General features: G+C 71.2%; 17 protein-coding genes. 8 read left to right on the top strand and 9 right to left on the bottom strand.

Features of this window, described 5'->3' with window-relative positions:
• Window positions 1–150 precede the first annotated feature (150 nt).
• A complete protein-coding gene (locus IU476_RS10440) occupies window positions 151–1,065 on the top strand; it encodes a universal stress protein (protein ID WP_195099015.1) in 915 nt (304 codons plus the stop codon).
• Window positions 1,066–1,077: 12 nt separating this feature from the next.
• Here the strand turns inward: IU476_RS10440 and IU476_RS10435 are convergent, their stop codons facing one another.
• Together IU476_RS10435 and IU476_RS10430 are read right to left on the bottom strand one after the other, a co-directional pair.
• On the bottom strand, window positions 1,078–1,887 hold the full coding sequence (locus IU476_RS10435) for an RES domain-containing protein (RefSeq protein ID WP_195099013.1): 810 nt from the start codon (window positions 1,885–1,887) through the stop codon (window positions 1,078–1,080).
• Window positions 1,888–1,965: 78 nt separating this feature from the next.
• Window positions 1,966–2,349, bottom strand: a complete 384-nt coding sequence (locus IU476_RS10430) for a hypothetical protein (RefSeq protein ID WP_195099011.1) — start codon at window positions 2,347–2,349, stop codon at window positions 1,966–1,968.
• A gap of 146 nt (window positions 2,350–2,495) precedes the next feature.
• Between IU476_RS10430 and IU476_RS10425 the strand changes: the two genes are divergently transcribed.
• Window positions 2,496–3,047 carry an SLATT domain-containing protein gene (locus tag IU476_RS10425; RefSeq protein WP_195099009.1) on the top strand — a complete coding sequence of 184 codons (552 nt, stop codon included), beginning with the start codon at window positions 2,496–2,498 and terminating at the stop codon, window positions 3,045–3,047.
• Window positions 3,048–3,051: 4 nt separating this feature from the next.
• Here IU476_RS10425 and IU476_RS10420 read toward each other — a convergent pair whose 3' ends face one another.
• Window positions 3,052–3,576 carry a hypothetical protein gene (locus IU476_RS10420; protein WP_228823463.1) on the bottom strand — a complete coding sequence of 175 codons (525 nt, stop codon included), beginning with the start codon at window positions 3,574–3,576 and terminating at the stop codon, window positions 3,052–3,054.
• A 171-nt stretch (window positions 3,577–3,747) separates the two neighbouring features.
• Between IU476_RS10420 and IU476_RS10415 the strand changes: the two genes are divergently transcribed.
• Window positions 3,748–5,628, top strand: a complete 1,881-nt coding sequence (locus IU476_RS10415; RefSeq protein WP_438943994.1) for a vWA domain-containing protein — start codon at window positions 3,748–3,750, stop codon at window positions 5,626–5,628.
• A 31-nt stretch (window positions 5,629–5,659) separates the two neighbouring features.
• On the opposite strand, the gene IU476_RS10410 is transcribed toward IU476_RS10415, so the two are convergent.
• The 4 genes from IU476_RS10410 to IU476_RS10395 all read right to left on the bottom strand — a co-directional run bounded on the left by IU476_RS10410 (window position 5,660) and on the right by IU476_RS10395 (window position 11,237).
• Complete coding sequence (locus tag IU476_RS10410; protein ID WP_324194039.1) at window positions 5,660–8,059, bottom strand: acetyl-CoA acetyltransferase; 2,400 nt, start codon at window positions 8,057–8,059, stop codon at window positions 5,660–5,662.
• Between the two features lie 17 nt (window positions 8,060–8,076).
• Window positions 8,077–9,801 carry a DUF3556 domain-containing protein gene (locus IU476_RS10405; protein WP_195099005.1) on the bottom strand — a complete coding sequence of 575 codons (1,725 nt, stop codon included), beginning with the start codon at window positions 9,799–9,801 and terminating at the stop codon, window positions 8,077–8,079.
• A gap of 107 nt (window positions 9,802–9,908) precedes the next feature.
• The gene (locus tag IU476_RS10400) at window positions 9,909–10,910 is read right to left on the bottom strand and encodes an LLM class flavin-dependent oxidoreductase (protein ID WP_195099003.1); all 1,002 of its coding nucleotides are present in this window, start codon (window positions 10,908–10,910) and stop codon (window positions 9,909–9,911) included.
• Between the two features lie 33 nt (window positions 10,911–10,943).
• Window positions 10,944–11,237 carry an ArsR/SmtB family transcription factor gene (locus IU476_RS10395; RefSeq protein ID WP_195099001.1) on the bottom strand — a complete coding sequence of 98 codons (294 nt, stop codon included), beginning with the start codon at window positions 11,235–11,237 and terminating at the stop codon, window positions 10,944–10,946.
• A 129-nt stretch (window positions 11,238–11,366) separates the two neighbouring features.
• On the opposite strand from IU476_RS10395, the gene IU476_RS10390 reads away from it, so the two are divergent.
• The gene (locus tag IU476_RS10390; RefSeq protein WP_195098998.1) at window positions 11,367–12,314 is read left to right on the top strand and encodes a serine/threonine-protein kinase; all 948 of its coding nucleotides are present in this window, start codon (window positions 11,367–11,369) and stop codon (window positions 12,312–12,314) included.
• A gap of 52 nt (window positions 12,315–12,366) precedes the next feature.
• Here IU476_RS10390 and IU476_RS10385 read toward each other — a convergent pair whose 3' ends face one another.
• Both IU476_RS10385 and IU476_RS10380 read right to left on the bottom strand, forming a co-directional pair.
• Window positions 12,367–12,972 (bottom strand): TetR/AcrR family transcriptional regulator, encoded by a 606-nt coding sequence (locus tag IU476_RS10385; RefSeq protein WP_324193988.1) that lies wholly within the window; start codon window positions 12,970–12,972, stop codon window positions 12,367–12,369.
• 195 nt (window positions 12,973–13,167) lie between these two features.
• Window positions 13,168–14,517 carry a cytochrome P450 gene (locus tag IU476_RS10380; RefSeq protein WP_195098996.1) on the bottom strand — a complete coding sequence of 450 codons (1,350 nt, stop codon included), beginning with the start codon at window positions 14,515–14,517 and terminating at the stop codon, window positions 13,168–13,170.
• 163 nt (window positions 14,518–14,680) lie between these two features.
• On the opposite strand from IU476_RS10380, the gene IU476_RS10375 reads away from it, so the two are divergent.
• Genes IU476_RS10375 through IU476_RS10360 form a run of 4 tightly spaced genes read left to right on the top strand, consistent with a single transcriptional unit; the run spans window position 14,681 to window position 18,703 of the window.
• Window positions 14,681–15,766 (top strand): ABC transporter substrate-binding protein, encoded by a 1,086-nt coding sequence (locus IU476_RS10375; RefSeq protein WP_195098994.1) that lies wholly within the window; start codon window positions 14,681–14,683, stop codon window positions 15,764–15,766.
• The gene (locus IU476_RS10370) at window positions 15,766–16,617 is read left to right on the top strand and encodes an ABC transporter permease (protein ID WP_195098992.1); all 852 of its coding nucleotides are present in this window, start codon (window positions 15,766–15,768) and stop codon (window positions 16,615–16,617) included. The genes IU476_RS10375 and IU476_RS10370 overlap by 1 nt, the downstream gene beginning before the upstream one ends.
• Window positions 16,593–17,366, top strand: coding sequence for an ABC transporter ATP-binding protein (locus tag IU476_RS10365; protein WP_195098990.1), 774 nt, complete (start codon window positions 16,593–16,595; stop codon window positions 17,364–17,366). Before IU476_RS10370 ends, IU476_RS10365 begins: the two co-directional genes overlap by 25 nt.
• Window positions 17,363–18,703, top strand: coding sequence for an LLM class flavin-dependent oxidoreductase (locus IU476_RS10360; protein WP_195098988.1), 1,341 nt, complete (start codon window positions 17,363–17,365; stop codon window positions 18,701–18,703). The genes IU476_RS10365 and IU476_RS10360 overlap by 4 nt, the downstream gene beginning before the upstream one ends.
• Window positions 18,704–18,709 lie beyond the last annotated feature (6 nt).

The raw sequence follows: 18,709 nt of genomic DNA, 5'->3' as shown, positions 1-18,709 counted from the left end.
GAAATCGAGGTCGACAACCACTCCGGTTCGATACTTCCAACACCCTCAGCACATTTCGGGCTACCATCCGCGGTGCGAGGCGAACAGGGAGGACGGGGTACCGCGCGCGATCCTTCCCGGCGCCACCCGCCACGACCGGAAGGACGCTCGATGACACCTGGCGACCACCCCACCGCAGACCCGCGACCGCCCGGGCCGGTGGTCGTCGGCGTGGACGGGTCGAGGGCCGCGCAGCACGCCGTGCGCTGGGCGGCGCGCACCGCCGCCGCGCGCGGGCACACACTGCGAATCGTGCACGGCCTCGGCCTGGGCACCACCGGACTGCTGCTCGGCTCGGACCAGCTCGGCTCGCCCGGCGTGCTGGACACGCTGCGACAGAAGGGCGCCGACTGCGTGGGCGCGGCGGTCGCCCTGGCTCGCGAGGTCGCGCCCGGCCTGGACATCGATACCGAGATCGCCGACGCCGGCGCCGCCCGGGTGCTGATCGAGCAGTCCCGCGACGCCCACCTGGTGGTGCTCGGCGTCTCCGGCTCCGGCGGGGCGCTGACCCGGCTGGGCTCGACGCTCATCGCCGTCGTCGCGCACGGGCACGGCGCGATCGTCGTCGTGCGCGGCGAGGAGGAGAACGCGTCCGAACCCGCGGCGCAACCGGTGGTGGTCGGGGTGGACGGCAACCCGGCCGGTCAGGCCGCGGTGCGGGTGGCCTTCGCCGAGGCCGACGCCCGCGGCGTGCCGCTGGTCGCCGTGCACGCCTGGAGCGATCTGCCCGTGGGCGGCCTGCCCGGCACCATGCCCGAACTCGACGACATGACCGAGGCCGAGGCCCACCGCACCCTGCAGGAACAGCTGACTCGCTGCCAGGACCGGTATCCCGATGTCGTCGTGGTCCGCAAGGCCTACCTGTCCGGGCCGCGCGATCGCCTCATCGGGTGGTCGCGTTCGGCGCAGTTGCTCGTGGTGGGCAGCCGGGGCCGCGGCGGGTTCCGCGGACTGCTGCTCGGCTCGACCAGCCAGTCCCTGGTCCAGCAGGCGCACTGCCCGGTCATGGTCGTGCACCAGGACTGACCGCGGCCGCCGCTACCAGGTTCCGGTCAGGTCGTAGGTGGTCAGGATGGCCTCCAGCGGCGGATTGATCGCGGGCGGAAGCACTTCGACGCCGCCGTCGGCGGTGGCGACGAGTCCCTTGGTCGACCGCACGCGGCGGGAGCGGCGCAACCAGATCGCCCAGCAGTTCCATTCGCTGCCGTGCCGGGAGCCGTAGAGGATGCCGTGCGCGAGGCTGTCGTCGTCGAGCGTGATCGGCCACAGCCGGGTGGCGATGGCCGTGGTCAGCGAGCGGTCGCTGCCGCGCAGTTCGGCGACGCTGACCTCGCCGACACCCCGCTCCACCAGGCTCGGCGGCGGATATTTCGCGATCGCCGCCAGACTCGACGCGGCCTCGATATCGATGAACCAGCCCATGGTGGGCAACGTGATTCGATACAGCCGGTACTCGCTCAGCCACGTCAGATCGATCTCGCGCGGCGCCCGGTAACCCGCGTTCTCCCACTCCTCGCGGATCAGCGAGTCGATCTCGGTGTCGGGGCCGACGTCGTCGAAATACTTCGCCGCCGCCACCGGCAGCGTGGGCTTGAGCGGGGCGAGCAGTTCGCCGTACGCGCCCTCCTCGGTGTCGGCGGCGTACACCGTCTGCTGGCCGGCGACGTCGTAGCGGTTCCAGGTGGCGGTGGAGGCGTCGGTGGTCAGTCCGCGCAGCAGCGGATTGAGCGGGCCGTAGGAAGGTTTCGCGAGCCGGTAGACCTCACGGCTGGCCGAGGGGACGAGCACCAGGCCCGTCTTGGAACAGGTCCGCCGGGCACTGGAGCGCCTGACCTCCCTGATGGACACGAAGAATTCCCCTCACCGGCCGGGCCCCAATCCTCTTGCAGGAGTAGAGCTTAATGGAGGGGAAAATCGTGCTGCCATTCAGTTGTTGCCGGAGCCGTCGACGAAAGCGACTGCGGCAGCGATCACTTCGGCGTAACGACCCTCGCGGATGGCGACCGCCGGGGATTCCTCGCCCAACCGCGGGTTGGCGCCGATGAACCACGAGCGCGCGACATCCTCGCTCTCGGCCGTGGCGAGCAGGATCCAGCAGCGGTGCGCGACCTGCAACCGGGCCAGCGCCGCGTCGCGCGGGCGGGGGCCGTCGGCGTGCGCCCACTTGTGCGGCAGCTTGCGGTCGCGCACCCCGGCGACCAATGCCACCAGGGTGGGCCCCAGATGCTGGACCAGCTGCCGCGCGAGCTCCGAGGGCCGCAGGCGCGCCGTCTCCACATGACTGGTGATCGCTCCGTTGGGAACTGCCATGTTGTCACAACCCTTCGCCGCACGAGACGGCTCCCGGGGAGCCGACCAGGCAATCCTAAAGGCCATACCACCTAAATGCAACCATTCGTGCTACCGTAACTCCCCGCCGAAGTCCCCGAAATCTCTCGTCGAACGGCTGTTTCTCTATGTGGCGATGGCTCCGCAGCGAGCAGACCCCCGCGCATTCCACCGGGCTGCACAGTCCCCAGTCGCCGCCCCCGGACGCCGATCCGCTCGGGATCAGCCTGCACTACCTGCACCTGTTCCGCGACGAGTACGAACGGTCGCGGTTCGTGGTGAAGACGCGGGCCAAGCAGGTCGTGGTCTGGACGGCCGTGGCCAACGGGCTCATCGCGGTGCTCGGCACGGCCATCGCCGTCTACGACGCGCCGTGGCTCGGCCTGCTCAGCACCGGGCTCGCGGCGTCGATCGGCGTGATCACCGCCTGGGACGGCCTGTACCGGCACCGCGAGATGTGGGTGCAGCGCAGCGTCATCCTCGGCCAGTTGCAAACCCTGTTGCGCAGCACCGAACTGCGGCAGGCCACCGGGGAGGACCGCGACGTGCTCGCCCGCGAGACCATGCGGGAGCTGAACGAGATTCTCGAGGAGGACCTCGAGGCGTGGACCTCGCTGCGCCGCACCCAGGCGGCGGTGCGGGAACGCAACGAGGAGACGGCGGACCCGCCGCAGCGGTGAGCCGCTACGGCACGAAGACCTCCGCCGCGGCCGGCACGTTCGGCCGGTCGGTGCGCAGGGTGAGCCGCACCCGGCCCGGGCCGGTGTCCGCCACCAGGATCGCCGCCGACAGCCGCTGCCCGGCCGGGATGAAACGGCTGACGCTGCCCGTCGCGCCGGTGTCCAGATTGTGCCAATCGAGGACGGCCGTCACGTCACACGCCAGCAACTGCGGTCCCCATTCGCCCACCGGCGAGAATCCCTGGGTGATCCGCAGGACGACGGAATGTTCGGCGCCGGGCGCCTCGGAATACTGATAGAGCGGTCCGTCGAATGCGCTGCCGCCGGTTTGCAACACCCCGGCACACACGCCGTTCCCAAGTGTGAGAACAGGACTCAGCCGGAAATCGTTCTTGACGCACGTGCGCGGGCCGACATTCGACCAACCCAGCTGACACGGATCACCCGCATCGGCCGAGGCGGGGGCGGCGACCGCCGCGCCCGCGCCGAGCACGGCGGCGGCCGCGACACCCAGCACCATACGTTTCATCGTCGAAACTCCCCTCGTTCGCATAACTCCCGTTCGGAAAAGTATTGCGATCGTAGCGATATGGCTAGGTTGCGCACAGTTGTCCGGCCGAAAGATGCAGTAGAGTCCAGCGACCGCCGCACCGCGACATCCGCGAATTGTGCGGCCGCAGCAGAACGGAGTTCGGTCAGCGTGTCGGGTTTGGCGAAAATCATCGGAGTGATCGCCGCGGGGGTAATCGGTGTACTGCCCGCGGCCGCGCCCGCGACGGCACAGCAATCCCCCGGGGCCGCACCCGCGTACGCGCCGACGATGCTGGTGCTCGACGCCTCCGGCTCGATGCTGGCGACCGATCCCGGCGGCGGCACGAAGATGGACGCGGCCAAGGAGGCGGTGCGCGCCTTCGTCACCGCCGCGCCGGCCGCGTCGAAGGTCGGGCTCTCGGTGTACGGCACGGGCACCGGTTCCGCGGACGCCGAGAAGAGCGCGGGCTGCCGCGACGTGCAGGTGCTCCGCGCGCCCGACGCCCTCGACAAATCGGCGCTCACCCGCGCGGTCGACGGGATCACCCCGAGCGGATACACCCCGATCGGCGCCGCGCTGCGCACCGCGGCCCAGGCGCTGCCGAGCAGCGGACCGCGGTCGATCGTGCTGGTCTCCGACGGGATCGACACCTGCGCGCCGCCGGATCCGTGCGAGGTGGCCCGGGAGCTGAGCCGGCAGGGCAACCGGATCATGGTGCACGCCATCGGTTTCGGCGTCGACGAGGCCGCGCGGGCGCAGCTCTCCTGCGTGGCGCAGACCACCGGCGGCACCTACACCGACGCCGCCGACGGCAAGATCCTCGAACAGGTGCTGCCCCGCGTCAGCGCCACGGCGCTGCGCAACTACACGCCGGCCGGCGTGCGCATCGAGGGCACGCCCGCCTACCGCGACGCCCCGGTGGCCGCGCCCGGGCAGTACCTCGACACCCTCGGCCGCAAGACGCCGCGCTACTACGCGGTGGACGTGCCCGACGGCGCGACCGCGTATTTCAGTGGGACGGTGTCGTTTCCGCGCGGCGGCGACTCGACGTTCGCCAACAACAGCCTCGCCGTGCGCGTCTACGGCGCGGAGGGCCAGGACTGCCACGCCTACGAGAGCGAGCAGGCCACCCGGTCCTCCGACGGCGTCACGCTGACCGTCGCGAAGGCGTGGAAGGGCGCCACCGAACCGAAAACCGGTGGCGGACAGGACAACTGCAAGGGCGGTGGCCGCTACTACTTCAGCCTGGAGTGGGCTCGGGTCGCCGACAACGCGCCCGAGACCCTGTCGCTGGAGATGAATGTCGGTGTGGAGCCCAAGGTTTCGGACTCCGGCGCACCCGCCGCGACCGCGGAGGCCGCGTTCCACGACCCCGGTGGCGCGGCGACCCCGGTGAGCGGAGGCGGATCGTTCAACGTGGCGGCCCCGCTGGCCGGCTCCGGGAAGTACTCCGACACCCTGCAGCGCGGCGAATTCGTCTTCTACCGGGTGAAATTGGAGTGGGGGCAGGGGCTGGCCTACCGGGTCCGCTACGCCGCGACCCCGGAGCACGGCGTCGAGTACATCTCCAACGTCAACACCACCCTCTACGCCCCGTACCGCAAGGAGATCACCTCCGACACCACGTCCTACACCGGCCAGGAAACGGTGCTGCCGAGCAACAAACCCGCCCTAGCCACCGCGCCGGTCCGCTACGCCAACCGCACGGCCGACGACAGCAAGATCCGCGACGCCGCCCTGTCCGGGTGGTACTACATCGCGGTCGCGCTGGGCCCGCCGATCCACGACGAGGGCAAGGCCGGTCCGGTCCCGGTCCAGCTGGAGGTCGATGTCACCGGCACCGCCGAGTCCGGGCCGCCGTCGGCGTATCCCGCCGCCGACCCGAACGACGGCGCCGGATTCGAGAAGCCCACGCCCGGCGGCGCTTCCGCCACGGCGACCGACGACGTGTCGCAGGTGTGGCTGCTGATCACCGCGTTCGGCGCGGGTGTGGTCGTGGTGATCCTGGTGGTCGTGGTGGTGCTGGTGCGCCGCACCCGGCAACCCTGATCGCCCGGCGAATCGCCGGTGGCCGACCGCGTCAGCGGTTGCGCCACCGGGGAATTCGGCGCTCGCGCAGGGCGGCCAGCCCCTCGACGGGGTCGTGGTGGGCGATCAGCTTGTCCAGCAGCGGGGCCGGTTGGCCGATGGCGGCGACCGGATCCGGCGACTCGTCGGCGTGCGCCATGAACGACAGCGCGGCGCGCAGGGCGATCGGCGACCGGGCGACGATGTCGGCGGCCAGCTGCCGCGCGGTGGCCATCGCCTTGCCGGTCGGGGCCTTGCGCGCCACCAGTCCGGCGGCGACGGCCTCGTCCGCGTCGATCCGGCGGCCGGTGACGATCATGTCGTGCGCGAGCGCACGGCCGACGATCCGGGGCAGCCGCACCAGCACGCCGGGCCCGGGCGCCTGCCCGATTCCGGTGTCGGGCAACGCGAACGACGCCGCCTCGTCGGCGACCACGAGGTGACAGGCCAGCACCAGCTCGAGGCCGCCGCTGTCGGCGCGGCCGTCGACCGCCGCGATCACCGGCTTGGCGCACGCGCGCGCCGACAGCCCGCCGAATCCGCCGCGGGGTTGCGCCAGCAATTGCAGCGGCGACACCACCTCGCCGAGATCGCTTCCGACGCAGAAGTTCTCGCCACCGGTACTGCCGAGGATCGCGACCCACAGCTCGTCGTCGTGCTCGAAGGCGGTGAAGATCTCGTCGAGTTCGCGCTGCGCCCGCGCGTTGAGCGCGTTGCCGGCCTCGGGCCGGTCGATCAGCACCTCGAGCACGTGCTCGGAGCGGGTGACGAGCACATGCTCGTAGGTGTCGCGGAAGGTCGAGACCGGTTGTCCCAGTAGCTCGTCGAGGCGTTCGCGGGTGAACGCGACCCGGTTGCCCGCGTCGGTGGACCGGACCGCGACGCGGCGGCCGATCGGCTCGGTGTCGCCGGTCAACGCCGCCATCAGCTCGTCGTCCTGCGCCAGGCCGTTGCCGATGAAGCGGCTGCCGTCGTCGAGCCGGCCGACCACGATGGCTACGGGCGCGCCGTCGCGCTCGTACCGCACGGCGTAGCTCTCCAGGGTCGCCCACCCGTCGGCGTGGTACACCGACGGCACGGTGGGTTCGGCCTGCGCGGCCGCCCGGCGCGCGGGCTGCCAGGGGCTGGGGGTCGTCGTGTAGATGCCCACCGAGTGCTTGCTGAGCACGCCGCCGTTGGCGACCACCATGCCGTGACTGCCGGGCCTGTCCCGCACGCGCGCAACGATTTCGGCGATGGCGTGGGTGGTGTAGTTGTTGCCGGGGCCGCCGAAGTAGGGCAGCCCGCCGGTGACCGTGAGGCCGCGCGGGTCGTCCGGGGACAGGCCCAGCCCGTCGCAGAGGTTGAACACCGCGATCGGGAAGCAGCTGTAGAGGTCCATCGCCGACAGCTCATCGAGAGTCACCCCGGCCATGTCCAAGGCCGCGCGGACGGCCGCGACGGCCGCGGGGCTGCGACTCAGGTCCGGGCGGGCCAGCAGCGGGCGCTCGGTCAGATCGGCGTGCCCGCGCAGAAAGACCATGCGCGCCTGGGGAATTCCGAGCCGCCGCGCGGCCGCCAGCGACATGACCACCACCGCGGCCGCCTGGTTCACCTGTTCCCGGGCCACCAGCAGCCGGGTGTAGGCGTCGGTGATGCGCCGATTGCGCTCGTTCACCTCGATCAGCGCGGCGGCCTCGCGGGCGGTGGGCGCCGCCGCGTGCGGGTTGTCGGCGGCGACCGCGCTGAACCGGGCGAACAGCTCACCCATCGACCGCGCGTACACCGGCGGCGGCACACCCAGGCGCGCGCGGCGAGCGTTCTCCAGCACCGTGTACGACACGGCAGGTTCCACCATCCGGTGCAGCACGCCCTGCGACGGGGTCATCCCCTCGATGCCGTAACCGCGGTCCTCGAGCGATCCTTCGACGTGCTCGCCGAAGTCCGGTCGCTCCGCGGCGGGGCGCCGCGCCAGGTCCCGGACGGTGGAGATGGCCTCCGCGCCGAACACCACGGCGGCCTCGGACTCGCCCGCGGCGATGGCGCCGCACAGCTCGGTGAGCAGTTGCTGCGGGCTCTGCCCGCCGGTCGGGCCGAGGATGGCCCGGCGCGGTCGCGCCCCGACCCGTCCCGCCACGGCCCGCGCCACATTGTCCGGCGCGCCCAGCGCGGGCCGGGCGAACGCGCTCGAATCGTCGAACGCGCGGATCGCGGCGATCGTATCGATCTGCGCCACCACCTTTTCCGGGTCGCCGCCGGTGTCGGCCAGCGCGGCCCGCACCGCCTCGGCCGCGAGGTCGGCCGCGGACAGCGCGCGATAGTCCGGTTCGCCGATCCGCTCCGAGGCCTGAGCCACCCCGACGATCACGGGCGTTCGCGACTCCGGCACCTGCTCCTCCGACACACCCGTCTCCTCCGCCGCACTCGTCTCCACACCCACGACTCTTCTCCTCACCCACGGCCGTCGACGTGCACCGGCACGTCGTCGGCCCACGGCTGCCGGGTCACCATGTCGGCGACCCGCACCACGCCGCGTTCGAATTCGCCGGTGGCCGCGTCGACCAGCCGGTACGCCTGTTCCTGCCGATGGATGGGCTGCGCGTCGAGCAGGATCACCCGCACCTCGCCCGGTTCGAAGTGGCAGCGCCGCTGCAGGGCCGCGATGAGCTGCTCGTTGTGCATGTGGCCGTCGCCGAAGTTCCAGCCGATCGCCGTGCTGCAGATGCGTTCGCCGTCGGTGATCGTGTACTCGTCCTCGCGGCCCTCCGGCACGGCGCGGTGCACGAGCGTGAACAGGGCGCGGCCGTGGGTGTTCATGGCGCGGAAGGCGTAGCCGAGATAGAGCGGGATCTGCGCCCGGTCCTTGCCGTAGTAGCGCTCCAGCTGCGCCTGGGGCATGCTCGCGATGGCCACGACCCCGGTGCCGATCTTCGCCGCGGCGGAGGGTTTGACGCACCAGAGCGTGGTGTCCCAGTTGCCGGCGTAGTACCGCATGCCGGGCAGGAAGGAGATCTTGCGCGGGAACAGGTTTCCCGCGACCACGATGCCCGTGATCACCACGAACAGCAGGGCGACGGGCAGCGGGTTGCCCAGGTCGCCGAGCCCGATGTCGGCGTGCGCGACGAACAGCGATCCCATGCCGAAGATCATGAAGACGTTCCACTCCAGCGGCACGCCCATCGGGATGGCGGTCAGGATGCCCAGGTGGAAGCACACCATCACGACCGCGGCCACCGCGGTCGGCCAGCCGCCGCCAGAGAAGAACAGCACGAGCGGCACCAGCATCTCCACCGCCGTGCTGGCGTGCGCCACGAGCCGTGACAACCTGCCCGGCCGGAGATCGTCCGGGAAGTTCTCGAAGAACTTGCGCTTGATCCACCGAGGGCGGACCACCGGGCTGTTCGACATCATCGTCGACACCACGAACGGGAAGTGCCGGTTCAGTTTCGACGTCGCCGCGCCCATCCAGATCACGAGGAACACGACCTTGGACCCGACGAGCACATCGGCCCCGCCGAACAGGAAGGTGACCGCGAGCGTCGCGTAGACCTCGCCGCGCGCGGCCAGGAAGATGACCTTGTCGCGCAGGCCCGCGACCGCGAGCACGCCGAGGATCGCGACGATCTGCCACACCGGCAGCAGGCCGACGTCCGTATCCAGCTCCGGCACCGGGCCGGTGCCGTCGGACAGCAGCGCCCACACCAGCAGCACCAGCAGCGCCGCGTACAGCGCGACGTCGACCGGTTTCCGTTCGTCGCCCCGCGTCAGCGGGACCCGCCCGGGCCAGGGCGGGAGCCGGATCGTCTTGGGCCGCAACCAGTACAGGATCGAACCCATCGGCGGGAAGAACCGATTGTTGAGCGGACCGAACCCGCAGCCGAGGCCGATCACCTCGAACAGCAGCGTGTACAGCACCACTTTCTCGAAGACGATCGGCTCCGACCACCAGGACCCGACCCTGGTGAACCCATCGATGCCGCTGGTCGCCAACGCGAACAGCCACGCACCGAGGATGTAGAGACAGATCTTGGCGACATAGAACAGATGCAGCACCACCGGCGTGCCGAAGCCCACCTCGGCCCAGTGCCGGGCCATCGGCCGGATGCGCTCGCTGCGCGTACCCCGGCTCCACTGCTCCATGTCGACCACGGGCAACTCGGGCTCGACAAAACCCATCGCACTCTCCGTTCCCGGCCCCAGCGGACGGGCGGTCACGCTATCACACAGAAATAGAACTTGTTACAGAAATGCGTGTGAACGGGTGGGAACGGTGGTCCGATTTCCTAGTGCGTAGCTGCGGCCGCGGCGCTCGCGCCGGTGAGTTCGATCGAGTGCACGCGGTCCTCCACGCGGGTGGTGCCATGGGCGAGGATCAGTTCGTCGGCCCCGATCGAGGCGGCGAATTCGTCCAGGTAGTCCTGCACCTCGGCGGCGGTCCCGACGGCGGTGTAGCGGGTCATCGAGGCGAGCGACTGCCCGTTCGGGGAGGCGAGGAACGCGTCGATCTCCTCGTCGGTGAAGTCGGGGGCGGCCGCGCCGCGCCGGATCATCAAGCGGGCGCGGGCGCGGTAGGCGATCTTCCGCTGTTCCTCCGCGGCGTCGTGGTCGTCGGCGGCGAACACGTTGACGCCGGCCATCACGTAAGGCTCGGCCTGCTGCCGCGAGGGCTGGAAGGTGTCGCGATAGACCTCGACCGCCTGGTGCAGCGCGTCCGGCGCGAAATGCGACGCGAAGGCGTACGGCAGGCCCAGATGCGCGGCGAGCTGCGCGCCGAACAGCGAGGAGCCCAGCATGTAGAGCGGCACGACGCCCTCGGCGCGCGGCACCGCCTGCACGCCCGGCACGCGGGACTCCCCCGTCAGATAGCCCTGGAGTTCCAGCACGTCCTGCGGGAAGGAGTCGGCCGAGGACGGGTTGCGGCGCAGCGCGAGCATCGTCTTCTGGTCACTGCCCGGCGCCCGGCCCAGACCGAGATCGATGCGGCCGGGGAACAGGGTCTCCAGCGTGCCGAACTGTTCGGCGATCACCAGCGGCGAGTGGTTGGGCAGCATGATGCCGCCCGAACCGAGCCGGATGGAGTCGGTGTGCGCGGCAACGTAACCGATGAGCACGCTGGTGGCGCTCGACGCGATCGAAGCCATGTTGTGGTGCTCGGCGTACCAGACGCGGCGGTAGCCGCTGCGTTCGGCGGCGCGGGCCAGGGCCACGCTGTTCTCGAAGCTGTCGCGGGCGGTGCGGCCGGGCTCGATCGTCGCCAGATCGAGCAGGGACAGGGCGGTGGGCATGAGACGCTGCCTTTCGGTGGACTGCGGGCGCGGTCAGAGCGCGTGGTGGAGTCGGTCGGTGAAGGCCCGGATGCGGGCCTCGTCGCGGCGGTAGTAGGTCCATTGCCCGCGCCGGGTCGCGCACAGGAAGCCGGCGCGCTGCAGGATCGCCAGGTGCGCCGACATGGTCGACGCCGAGGTCCCCGCCTTCTGCTGGAGCAGCCCGACGCAGACACCCAGTTCGGCCGCCTCGTGGGCCCGGTCGGGGAAATGCGCCTGCGGGTCCTTGAGCCATTCCAGGATGCGCAGCCGGGTGTCGTTCGCCAGCGCTTTGCACTCGTCGAGCATCCACACCGCCCTTCGATATTTCGCTAATAAACGAAATTACCCCTCGATCTGCCGCGCGACACCATGACGATGCTCACTGCCGGAGCCGAAACCCGGGGTTCGGGCGGACGGCCGCATTATGGTGAGGACGTGTCATACGAGCCAGGCGATCGGTTTGCGGGATTTCTCTTGAAGGCCCGGCTCGGCCACGGCGGCAGCAGCGAGGTGTTCCTCGCGCAGGACCTGGAGCGGTCGCGGCCCGTGGCGCTGAAGATTCTCGGGCTCGGCGACAGCGGTTCGGCCACGGCGCGAGCGCGTTTCGTGCACGAGTTCGAGATCCTGTCCGCGCTGCGGCACCCGAACATCATCCGGATGTACACCCACGGGGAAACCGACGGGCTGCTGTGGTCGGCGCACGAATACGTCGCGGGCACAACGGGTTCGGCGCTGGTGCGGATGCCGCATCAGAACCCGGCGCTGCCGCGGGTGCTGGAGGTGCTGAACCGGGTCGCGGCGGGACTGGATTACGCGCACTCCCAGGGCGTCCTGCACCTCGACGTCAAACCGGCCAACGTCCTCGTCGGCACGGACACGACCGTGAAGGTGTCCGACTTCGACCAGGCCCGCTGGCGCGACCGGCCCGAACCGCCCTTGGCGACGGACGGTTTCGTGGTGGTCTCGGTCCCGTACGCCGCGCCGGAACTGCTGAAGGCGGGCGCCGTCTCCCCGGCCACCGACCAATACGCGCTGGCCTGTTCCGCGGCCGAACTGCTCACCGGCCGCCCGCCGTTCTCCCGCGAGAACCTGATGGCCACCGCACAGGCCCACCTGCACGACGCGCCCCCGGCCCTCTCCGCCCGCAAACACTGGATCCCGCCCGAGGTCGACGAAATCCTCCGCCGCGCCCTCGCCAAAAACCCCGCTGACCGCTACCCCACCTGCACCGAACCCGTCCGCCTCCTCACCGAGGCCCTGGCCGACGTGGACCCCCGCCCCCTCCGCACCCGCCTCTCCGCCGCCGCGGCCCGCGCCCAGCGCTACCGCCGAGCGGGCGCGGTACGCGGCCGCCTCGCGCGGGATACGGCCACCAGGAGGTGATCCCGCTCCGGCGGGCCTCCTGCCCGGCCCCCGCGGGTGGCGTTCCGCGCTCCTAGGCGCCGCGCGGGCCGATGAGGGCGATCGCGGTTTCGACTGCGACGTCGATGATTTCGGCGATGTCGCCGCCGTCCTCGACCGTGGAGGCGATCAGTTCCCGGTAGCCGCCGTAGAGGATGGTCGCGGTGCGGCGCGACGGGGGGTGCAGCTCGTCGGATTGGAATTCCGGTGTGGCGGTGAGGTTCTGGATCAGGGTGATGAAGGCCTCGCCGGTCTCGCGGTGCAGTCGGCGGCCGCTCTCGCCGAGGGCGGGGGTGTCGCGGATCCACGCGAGCGTGACCGAGGGGTCGTGCTGGGAGGAGGCGATCCACGCCTCGATCGCCTGCCGGATCTGCAGCCGCCACGGCGCGGCCGGATCGACCGCGGCGTAGATCTGCCGGATCGTGTCGCTGTTGCGCTCGGCCAGCAGCGCGATGAAACAGTCCTGCTTCCCGGCGAAGTGCTCGTAGAACGTCCGGCGCGAGGTGCGGGCATAGCGCACCACGTCGGCCACCGTGGCCTCGCGGTACCCGCGCTCGCGCACCGCCCGCGCCATCCCGTCGAGCAGCCGCCGCCGGAACTCGGCGGCCGGCGCGGCGGCGGCGGATTCGGCACGGGTCACGACCACCACCCTAGTTTCCCGCGCCCGGCCCTCCGCACAGCGCGACCTCGACACGAACCCCGGCCCGGCCGAACCACACGCCGTGCTACCTCGTTCCGGAGGGTCGGCCGGCACTGCGAGGCGTCGCTGCCGCCGCGCCTCAACCGGTGGCGCCACCGGAGTCCGTGCCGGGTGCCGCGGTCGGGCGGCGCTCGGTCACGCGGACAGCTCGGCCGAGTGGGCGGTGGTGTCGGAGGTGGCCGGGCGGGGGGCGCGGCGGTGTACGACGGCCTTGCCTTTTCCAGCCGGAACCAGTGCGACGCCGCGGAAGTGGGTGCGCTCGTCCGGTGCGTCGGTCGGCTCGAGGGTGAAATCGCGCAGCAGGGTGCGCAGGACGACGTTCATCTCCATGGTCGCGAAGGCCGCGCCGATGCAGCGGCGGGCGCCGCCGCCGAACGGGATCCAGGAGAACGTGCCGGGGCGGGCGCCGACGAACCGGTCGGGGACGAACGCGCGCGCGTCGGTGTACAACTCCTCGTTCTCGTGCATCAGCCGCATGCTGACCAGCACGCCCTGGCCCTTCGGCAGCGTCCAGCGCCCCAGCGTCAGCGAGTCGACGAGCACGCTGCGCCCGGTGATGTCGACGACCGGCCGCACCCGCTGCACCTCGAGCAGCGTGGCCTCGCGCAGCACCGACCCGCCCTCGTCCACCTCGGACACCAAGCGCCGCAACACGTCCGGGTGCCGGCGCAGGCGCTCCACGGTCCAGGCCAGGGTGGCGGCGGTCGTCTCGTGCCCGGCGGTCAGCAGGGCCAGCAGTTCGTCGGCGATCTCTTCGCGGGTGAGCACCGAGCCGTCGTCGTAACGCGATCGCAGCAGCATCGCCAAGACGTCGTCGCGGTCCGCGAGCGCGGGATCGCCGCTCGCGCGGTCGATCAACCGGCCGACGAGGGCGTCGTACTCGCCGCGGTACCGCGCGAACCTGGCCCAGGGACCGAAGCGCCCCAGGAACTTTCGCGGCACCGGCACGGCCGCCAGCGCGGACGCGACCAGCACCAGCTTCGGCAGCAGGGTGCGCAGGCGCTCGAACTCCGCACCCTCGGCGCCGAATACGGCGCGCAGGATCACGTTCAGCGTGATCCGCATCATCGAGTCCATGGTGGCGAATTCCCGGCCGGTCGGCCACGACGCCATTTCGCGGACCGCCTCCTCCTCGACCAGCGCCTCGTACACCGACAGCCGGCGGCCGTGGAACGGCGGCGCGAGCAGCTTGCGATGCCGGCGGTGGCCCGCGCCGGTCAGCGCGAACAGCGACTGCGGCCCGAGGAATTCGCCGAGATTCACATCGCCGTTGTCCACCACGTCGGTGCCGGCGGTGAACAGCGCCTTCACCTCGGCGGGATCGGACAGCACCACCATCCGGCCGAATCTGGGGACGTGCACGGTGAACGCCGAGCCGTAGCGGTCGCGCAGGCGCCGCCACGCGCGGGTCCGGCCGGCCAAGATCTCCACACCTTGCACGAGGGCCGGCGAGCGCGGTCCGTCGGGCAGTTTCACCGTGGTCATATGCGACCCTCCCAGCGCGGTACGTTTGTGTACCGCTCACGGTACGCCGACGTACCGAGTGTGGCAAGGGTCACTATCCCGCTCGCGCGGCCGACTGCCCAGGGTTTGAATCATCCGGCGCACTACCCTTTTTCGCGCCCGTTTCGCCCTGTTCACTGTGCGCATGCTTCACCTGCGCAGGTCCCGGTTCCCGTTCGGCCGGACGACGGCGCTGCTGCTCGCCACCGTCGCCGTCGCCGGTGCGCTGGCCGGCTGCGCCGACCGGAACGACCACCCGACCCGCGGCCCCGACGGCCCCCTCCCCACCGAGATCCCGGCGGGCACCAAGCTCGTCGTAGCCGACCAGCAGGAGCGGGTGCAGACCTGGCTGCGGGCCTCGGGCGAACTGGACAAGCTGCCGTTCACGGTGGAATTCGCCAACTTCATCGGCGGTCCGGCCGTGCTCGAGGCCTTCCGCGGCGGCGCGGCCGACGTCGCGCAGGTCGGCGACGTGCCGCCCATCCACGCCCTCGCCGCCGGTCAGGACGTGCCGATCGTCGGCGCCTACCAGACCGATCCGCTGGCGCTGAAACTCGCTGTGGCGCCGGGCCGTTCGATCACCAAGCTCGCCGATCTGAAGGGCAGGAAGATCGCCTACGCGGAGGGCACGGCCCAGCAGGCGGGCGTGCTGCGCGCGGTGGCGAAGGCCGGTCTCGGCACCTCCGACGTGCAGCTGGTGCGCTTGCAGCTCAGCGAATTCCTGGACGCGGTGCGCACCGGTCAGGTCGATGTCGCGCCCCTGATCGAGCCGAACGTGACCCGGCTGCTGCGCACGCCCGGCGCGTCCGTGCTGCCCGATTCCGAAACCGCCGGCATCTACGGCGGTGTGGGCTACCTGTACGCGCGGCGGGCCGTGGTGCGGGACCCGGCGAAGGCCGCGGCCACCCGCGCCCTCGTCGCCGCGTTCATCCGCGCCCAGCACTGGTCGAACCTGCATCAGGACGAGTGGGCGCGCAAGTACTACGTCGAGAGCCAGAAGGTCAGCGCGGACGACGCGAAACGCATCATCGATTCGCTGGGCGTCTACACCTTCCCGCATCTGGACCAGCAGCTCGTCGACCGGCAGCAGGCCACCATCGACGTCATCGACAAGGCGGGCGAGCTGCCGAAGAAGGTGCGCGCCGCGGACGGGTTCGACCTGCGCTTCGACCAGGTCGTCACGCAGACGGTGACCGAGATCGGCGCCTCGTTCGGAGCGGGAGGCAAGTGATGGCCGTCCTCGACGCCGGTGTGCTCGACCGCGTCCGACGCCGCCCCGAGGCCGGCGGCGCGCGGCGGGCCAAGCGCCCGAAACTCGGTCCGGGCAAACCGATTCCGTTCGGCATCGCGCTCGGGCCGCTGCTGCTCGTGGCCGCGTGGGTGCTCGGCTCGGCGACCGGACGGCTGGATCCGGAGACGCTGCCCGCGCCGTGGACGGTGGCGCGGACGGCCGGAGATCTGCTCGCCGACGGCCGGCTGCAGTCGAACCTGCTCACCTCGCTGCAGCGCGCGGTGTTCGGCCTGGTCATCGGCGTGCTGGTGGGGCTGGTGCTGGCGCTGGTCGCGGGCCTGAGCCGGCTCGGCGAGGCGCTGGTGGACGGGCCGATCCAGATCAAGCGGGCCATTCCCACCCTCGCGCTGATCCCGTTGTTCATCGTGTGGTTCGGCATCGGCGAGCAGATGAAGATCCTCGTCATCGTGATGAGCGTGCTGATCCCGATCTACATCAACACGCACGCGCAGCTGCGCAGCGTCGACGCCCGCTACGTCGAGCTCGCGCAGACGGTGGGACTGTCGCGCTGGGAGTTCGTCCGCCGGGTCGCGCTGCCCGGGTCGCTGCCTGGGTTCTTCACCGGATTGCGGCTGGCGGTGACGATCTCGTGGCTCGCCCTGGTGGTGGTCGAACAGGTCAACGCCACCAGCGGCATCGGTTATCTGATGACGCAGGCGCGCACCTACGGGCAGATCGACGTCATCGTGGTCGGCCTGGTGATCTACGGGCTGCTCGGCCTGTTCGGCGACCTGGCCGTGCGACTGGTGGAACGGAGGGCGCTGCGATGGCGGCAGACACTGGCGGACTGACGGTGGTGCGCACCCGCGACCTGACCCGCCGCTTCGGCGACCGAATCATCCTGCGCGACATCGCCATCGACATCGCCCGCGGCGAGTTCGTGGCACTGCTGGGCCGCAGCGGCTCCGGCAAGAGCACGCTGCTGCGCGCGCTGGCCGAACTCGATTCCGACGTCGACGGCTCGGGCGAGCTGGAGGTGCCCGCGAATCGCGCGGTGGTGTTTCAGGATTCGCGACTGCTGCCGTGGGAACGCGTGCTGGACAACGTGATTCTCGGCCTGCGCGGTGCCGGCGCGCGGGATCGGGGCCGCGCCGCGCTGGCGGAGGTCGGCCTGGCCGGGCGCGAGAAGGCTTGGCCCAAGGAGCTTTCCGGCGGCGAGCAGCAGCGGGTGGCGTTGGCGCGGTCGCTGGTGCGCGAGCCCGCGCTGCTGCTGGCCGACGAACCCTTCGGCGCACTGGACGCGCTGACCCGCATCCGGATGCACGGGCTGCTGCAGGACCTCTGCGCCCGGCACACCCCCGCGGTGCTGCTGGTCACCCACGACGTCGACGAGGCCGTCCTGCTGGCCGACCGGGTGCTGGTGCTCGACGACGGCCGCATCGCCGTGGACCGGCGCATCGATCTGCCGCGCCCGCGCCGGCACAGCGACGCCGGCTTCGCCCGGCACCGGGAGGCGCTGCTGACCAGCCTCGGCGTCACCGCCCCGGCGGACACCCTCGAAGCACACCCCACGGTCACGGAGGCGGGCATCCCGGCATGAGCGAACGACAGCTGCACCTCAACGCGTTCATCTACCCCGCCGGTCATCACGAGGCGGCCTGGCGGCACCCCGACAGCCGGGCCGACCGCATCTACGACGTCACCTACTACCAGGAGATCGGCCGCACCGCCGAGGCCGCCAAACTCGACGCCGTCTTCTTCGCCGACGGCCCGGCGCTGCGGACCGACGTGCGGTACAACGCCGCGCCCGGGCTGGAGCCGATCACGCTGCTCACCGCGATCGCCGCTGCGACAAAGCATCTCGGCCTGATCGCCACGGCCTCCACCACCTACTACGAGCCCTACAATCTGGCCCGGCTGTTCTCCTCGCTGGACCACATCTCCGGCGGCCGCGCCGGCTGGAACATCGTGACCACCGGAACCGATTCGGCCGCAGCGAATTTCGGCCTCGACAAGCATCCGGGGCACGCCGAGCGCTACGCCCGCGCCCGGGAGTTCGTGGACGCCGTCGTCGCGCTGTGGGACAGCTGGGAGGACGACGCGATCCTGCTCGACCGCGCCGCGGGACGGTACGCCGATCCCGACAAGATCCACCGTGTCGACTTCGCGGGCGAGCACCTGCGCGTGCGCGGCCCGTTCCAATCCGCCCGCACCCCACAGGGTTACCCGGTGCTGGTGCAGGCCGGCGCCTCCAACGACGGGCGCGCCTTCGCCGCCCGGTACGCGGAGGCGATCTTCACCGCGCACCAGCGGCTCGCGGACGCCCAGGCGTTCTACTCCGACATCAAGCGCCGCGCACACGGATTCGGGCGCGATCCCGAGCACGTGCGGATCCTGCCCGGCATCAGCCCGTTCATCGCGGGCACCGAGGCGGCGGCGAAACGGCTGGAGCGGGAGTTCAACGAACTCACCGTGCCGGACTACGGGCTCGGGCAACTCGAGAACATCGCCGGAGAGAGCCTGCGGCACCTGCCGCTCGACGAACCCGTGCCGGTCGAATTGTTCGCCGACGCGGGCGATGTCACCGACAACGCCGCCAGTCGCCGGCAGGTGGTGGCGGGCATCGTGCGGCGGGAGCGGCCCACCCTGCGCGGCCTGCTGCACCGCCTGGCGGGCGCGCGCGGGCACCGGGTGTTCGCGGGCACGCCCGAGCAGGTCGCCGACACCCTCGAGGAGTGGTTCCGCAACGGCGCGGCCGACGGCTTCAACATCATGCCGCCCTACTACCCCGGCGGCCTCGAGGTCTTCACCGAGACCGTGGTTCCGATCCTCCAGCGCCGCAAGCTCTTCCGCACCGAGTACACCGGCACCACCCTGCGCGACCACTTCGGGCTCCCCCGCCCGCAGAGCCGCTTCGCCCCCGTGCCCGTGCCCTGAGTCCGA

This window comes from Nocardia blacklockiae (genome assembly GCF_015477355.1).
Classification (GTDB): Bacteria; Actinomycetota; Actinomycetes; order Mycobacteriales; family Mycobacteriaceae; genus Nocardia; species Nocardia blacklockiae.
The sequence above is the reverse complement of the archived record's forward strand: the minus strand, read 5'-3'. Positions and strand labels throughout refer to the sequence as shown.

What these genes read in the sequence shown, in the direction of transcription:
- IU476_RS10425 (WP_195099009.1), top strand. Translation starts at nt 2,496, where the DNA reads ATGTGGCGATGGCTCCGCAGCGAGCAGACCCCCGCGCATTCCACCGGG.
- IU476_RS10430 (WP_195099011.1), bottom strand. Translation starts at nt 2,349, where the DNA reads ATGGCAGTTCCCAACGGAGCGATCACCAGTCATGTGGAGACGGCGCGC.
- IU476_RS10420 (WP_228823463.1), bottom strand. Translation starts at nt 3,576, where the DNA reads ATGAAACGTATGGTGCTGGGTGTCGCGGCCGCCGCCGTGCTCGGCGCG.
- IU476_RS10380 (WP_195098996.1), bottom strand. Translation starts at nt 14,517, where the DNA reads ATGACCACGGTGAAACTGCCCGACGGACCGCGCTCGCCGGCCCTCGTG.
- IU476_RS10395 (WP_195099001.1), bottom strand. Translation starts at nt 11,237, where the DNA reads ATGCTCGACGAGTGCAAAGCGCTGGCGAACGACACCCGGCTGCGCATC.
- IU476_RS10370 (WP_195098992.1), top strand. Translation starts at nt 15,766, where the DNA reads ATGGCCGTCCTCGACGCCGGTGTGCTCGACCGCGTCCGACGCCGCCCC.
- IU476_RS10375 (WP_195098994.1), top strand. Translation starts at nt 14,681, where the DNA reads ATGCTTCACCTGCGCAGGTCCCGGTTCCCGTTCGGCCGGACGACGGCG.
- IU476_RS10400 (WP_195099003.1), bottom strand. Translation starts at nt 10,910, where the DNA reads ATGCCCACCGCCCTGTCCCTGCTCGATCTGGCGACGATCGAGCCCGGC.
- IU476_RS10360 (WP_195098988.1), top strand. Translation starts at nt 17,363, where the DNA reads ATGAGCGAACGACAGCTGCACCTCAACGCGTTCATCTACCCCGCCGGT.
- IU476_RS10440 (WP_195099015.1), top strand. Translation starts at nt 151, where the DNA reads ATGACACCTGGCGACCACCCCACCGCAGACCCGCGACCGCCCGGGCCG.
- IU476_RS10405 (WP_195099005.1), bottom strand. Translation starts at nt 9,801, where the DNA reads ATGGGTTTTGTCGAGCCCGAGTTGCCCGTGGTCGACATGGAGCAGTGG.
- IU476_RS10365 (WP_195098990.1), top strand. Translation starts at nt 16,593, where the DNA reads ATGGCGGCAGACACTGGCGGACTGACGGTGGTGCGCACCCGCGACCTG.